The sequence below is a fragment of the Acidovorax sp. genome, from assembly GCF_046341535.1.
In the GTDB taxonomy this organism is placed as follows: Bacteria; Pseudomonadota; Gammaproteobacteria; order Burkholderiales; family Burkholderiaceae_C; genus Acidovorax.
Map to the genome: position 1 here is coordinate 1 of NZ_JBKDRI010000073.1, position 3546 is coordinate 3546.

The window sequence follows — 3546 nt, forward strand, 5'->3', positions numbered from 1 at the left end:
GGGGGCCGGTGTGCCTGGTTACCACGCCATAGCCTTTTGCAGCACATCAAAGCCCTGGCCAGAGCACTTGGCAGCCCAAAATCAACAGAAAAACTCGCTTCGCTCCGCCTTCGACCAATTGCCGTGAAATATCCGGGCTAAGCTCCCCCACCCGTTCGGGCTGAGCCTGTCGAAGCGCCGCGCCCCGAACCCGTTCCGTTTGAGGTCCCCCGCCCGTTCGGGCTGAGCCTGTCGAAGCCGAGCACCGCACTCCATCCCGTTCGGGCTGAGCTTGTCGAAGCCCAGCGCCCCCCCGCCCGTTCCGTCTGAGCCTGTCGAAGCCGAGTACAGCTCCCCCACCCGTTCGAGCTGAGCCTGTCGAAGCGCCGCGCGCTGCTTCGACAAGCTCAGTATGAATGGGCTAGTGGGTACTGCGCAGGGCTTCGACAAGCTCAGCCCGAACGGGGGGGGCTCAGCCCGTTCGGGTGGGGGGCTCAGACGGAACGGGTGGGGGGCTCAGCCCAAACGGCCTGGGTGGCCCATCACCCCTCCAGCACCTCCACCCGCAGCGACACCACCGGCCCCGCCACCGCCGGGTGCATAGCCAGCGCATCCACGGCCAGGTCCACAGTGGCCTGCGCTACGGCATCCGTCAGCACCAGCACCTGCGGCCCGGTGCTGGCGGGCAGCTTTTTCTCCATCGCCAACTCCACGCGAACAACCGGCACCTGCTGTGCCCCCAGCCAGGCCGCCACGGCTTCGATCTGCTGCGCGCTGTGCACGGGTACTCGCAGGTAGTGGCGCGTGTGCACGGCGGCGCGGGGCAGTACGGCCAGCCGGTCGTCCACCGTGTGCGCATGAAAGCCCAGGTGCGGCACGCGCTGCGCGGCGTGCGTGCCATCAAGGCGCGCCACATCCACCAGATCAGCAATCACCGCGGACGCGGTCTGCTCTGACCCCGCGCCCGCGCCGTAGAACATCGTCACCCCCGCCGCATCGCCTTTGACCATCACCGCGTTCATCGAGCCGTTGACCTGCGCCAGCAGATGTGTGGCGGGCACCAGCGCGGGCTGCACGCGCAGCTCCACGCCATCGATGGCAGCGCCCGTGCGCCGCCGCGCCACGCCCAGCAGCTTGATGCGATAGCCCAGCTGCGCCGCACAGGCCACATCCAGCCTGTGCAGTCGGGTGATGCCCTCCACCTGCGCGTCGGCAAAGCGCAGCGGCATGCCAAACGCATTGGCCGCCAGCAGCGCCATCTTGTGCGCGGCGTCGATGCCCTCGATGTCCAACGTCGGGTCGGCCTCGGCATAGCCCAGTGCCTGGGCCTGCGCCAAGGCTTGGGCAAAGCCCAGGCCCTCGCCTTCCATCTTGCTCAGGATGAAATTGGTGGTGCCATTGACGATGCCCGCCACCCACTCGATGCGGTTGGCCGTGAGGCCCTCGCGCAGCGCCTTCACGATCGGAATGCTCACGGCCACCGCGCCCTCGTACGCCACGGCCACGCCGTGCTGGCGGGCAGCGGCAAATATCTCGTTGCCGTGCGTGGCCAGCAGCGCCTTGTTGGCGGTGACCACATGCTTGCCCGCGCGGATGGCGGCCAGCACCCAGTCGCGCGCTGGGCCGGTGCCGCCTGCGGCCTCCACCAACACATCCACATCGGGATGCGTGGCGACCTGCATCGGGTCATTGGTCAGCGCCACATCGGTGCCCACCACGCCCATGGCGCGGGCCAGGCTGCGGGCGCACACCACCACCAGCTTGATGCCGCGCCCAGCCCGCGCCGCAATCAGCGCCTGGTTGCGCGCCAGCACCCGAAAAGTGCCCGCACCCACGGTGCCAATGCCGATCATGCCCACGCGCAGCGGGCGCGTGGCGGTGGCCGACGACGGCAATAACGGGGCTTTGAGGGACGGGACGGGGTCGCGGACCATGAACTTCTCCTGCAAACGAACAAACAAAAAAACCCAGCTGCCAGAGCTGGGTTTCGTGCATTCGTCTTGGGGGACAGGAGAGCGATCACCAGGTGGCTGCCGAAACGGCCACCTGCGCGTGCTCAGGTGGCCGCAGTGGTCATCGTGGTAATCATTCGTGCACCCAGTGCCAGCGCTTCACCATGAGCCCGCGAAAATGCGAGCTGCATCACGCCCATGCCGGTAAAGGAAGCGGCGCGTGCAGTGAAGGAGGTGGAAGTGAACGACATAAGCGCGAAGTTTAACCCAGCCTGCCTGTCAGACCAGTTGTTCCCGCAGACGGCTGGCGCGGTCCTTGGGCGCCGGGTGGGTGGACAAGAAGCTGCTGGAGTTATCGTCCGATAAGGCCGCCAGTTTTTCGAGCGCGGTCACGCACGCCTGTGCGTTGTATTTACGTGCCTTCATGAACTTCAGTGCGTAGTCAGCCCATCGACGAACTCACGAGCGAAATCCTGCATGCCATCAACCGAGGCGAAGGGCTGCAGCGCCCGGAGCGCCTTGGAGCCAGCCTGGCCTTGCAGTTGCGGCAGGTCGAACACGGTACGGTTCGGAGCTACCGACTCTTCCCCGTGGAGGGCTTTGGGCTGCAGGTACAAGACTTTGCGGCCAAGGCTCGCTTCGTTGAGCACTTGCCGACCGGTCTGCTGCTGAAGTACCAAGGCCAAGGCGCAGGTGCCTACGCGCAGTTGAAGGCGTCCATCGCTGATCAGATCGCTCAGTCCGAGCACGTCCTGGCCTATCACTTCGACCCCAGGATGGCTGACGTAGATCGGCCTGACCGCCCCATCAAGAATCGCGATCTTGCCGCACTGCTGAGGGCTTGCGTGCAGGCATCGATGCATCGTCGGTTCCCGATCACCTCAAGGAGCTGGCTCGGATGCGCCTCGACCTGGCCGCTGAGTACATCAACGACGGAACCTCGCTCACTGAGGTGGTGAGGCCAGGCCGACTGATCATCGTGGACCTGCGGGACGAATTCATCGAGAAGGACGAAGCCCTCGGACTGTTCGTCGTGCTCTTGCAGCTTTTCGCTGATGCGCGCATCGATGGGCGCAGCTTCAACAAGCTGGTGGTGTTCGATGAGGCCCACAAATACATCGAGAGTCCCGACCTGGTTGCCGGGCTCATCGAAGTGGTCCGAGAAATGCGGCACAAGGGCGTCAGCATCATGGTCGCAAGCCAAGACCCGCCATCTGTGCCTGTCAGCCTGATCGAGCTGTCCAGCCAGATCATCATGCATAAGTTCAACTCGCCTGCTTGGTTGAAGCACATCCAGAAGGCTAACGCCGCACTCGGCAACCTGACGCCAGAGCGCATGGCCCTGCTGAAAGCCGGAGAGGCCTACGTTTGGTCAAGCAGGGCGACGGATGAGTCGTTTTCCAAAGGAGCCGTCAAACTTCGGTGCAGACCTCGTGTTACTCAGCACGGAGGAGCCACGCGCGTCGCCGTTAACCTAACGAGTAAGGATAGATCGCGCGAAGCCGCGATCTGATCCGTTTGTTGGACAAGCCCGGTGGTGGAAGCTGAAGTGGGAAGTTGTGCCCCTGTAGATTGATCCGATGGAGCGGGGTGCGGTGGGCAGACCTTGGTGGCC

5 protein-coding genes are annotated in these 3546 nt (G+C 64.7%); 1 reads left to right on the top strand and 4 read right to left on the bottom strand.

Features of this window, described 5'->3' with window-relative positions:
* Positions 1-521 precede the first annotated feature (521 nt).
* The 4 genes from ACK543_RS04975 to ACK543_RS04990 all read right to left on the bottom strand — a co-directional run bounded on the left by ACK543_RS04975 (position 522) and on the right by ACK543_RS04990 (position 2794).
* A complete protein-coding gene (locus ACK543_RS04975) occupies positions 522-1913 on the bottom strand; it encodes a homoserine dehydrogenase (RefSeq protein ID WP_409941743.1) in 1392 nt (463 codons plus the stop codon).
* 122 nt (positions 1914-2035) lie between these two features.
* Positions 2036-2182, bottom strand: coding sequence for a hypothetical protein (locus ACK543_RS04980; RefSeq protein ID WP_409941744.1), 147 nt, complete (start codon positions 2180-2182; stop codon positions 2036-2038).
* A gap of 28 nt (positions 2183-2210) precedes the next feature.
* A complete protein-coding gene (locus ACK543_RS04985; RefSeq protein WP_409941745.1) occupies positions 2211-2357 on the bottom strand; it encodes a hypothetical protein in 147 nt (48 codons plus the stop codon).
* A gap of 5 nt (positions 2358-2362) precedes the next feature.
* Complete coding sequence (locus ACK543_RS04990; protein ID WP_409941746.1) at positions 2363-2794, bottom strand: hypothetical protein; 432 nt, start codon at positions 2792-2794, stop codon at positions 2363-2365.
* A 35-nt stretch (positions 2795-2829) separates the two neighbouring features.
* Here ACK543_RS04990 and ACK543_RS04995 point away from each other — a divergent pair, with 35 nt between their 5' ends.
* Positions 2830-3444, top strand: coding sequence for a hypothetical protein (locus ACK543_RS04995; RefSeq protein ID WP_409941747.1), 615 nt, complete (start codon positions 2830-2832; stop codon positions 3442-3444).
* Positions 3445-3546: the final 102 nt, after the last annotated feature.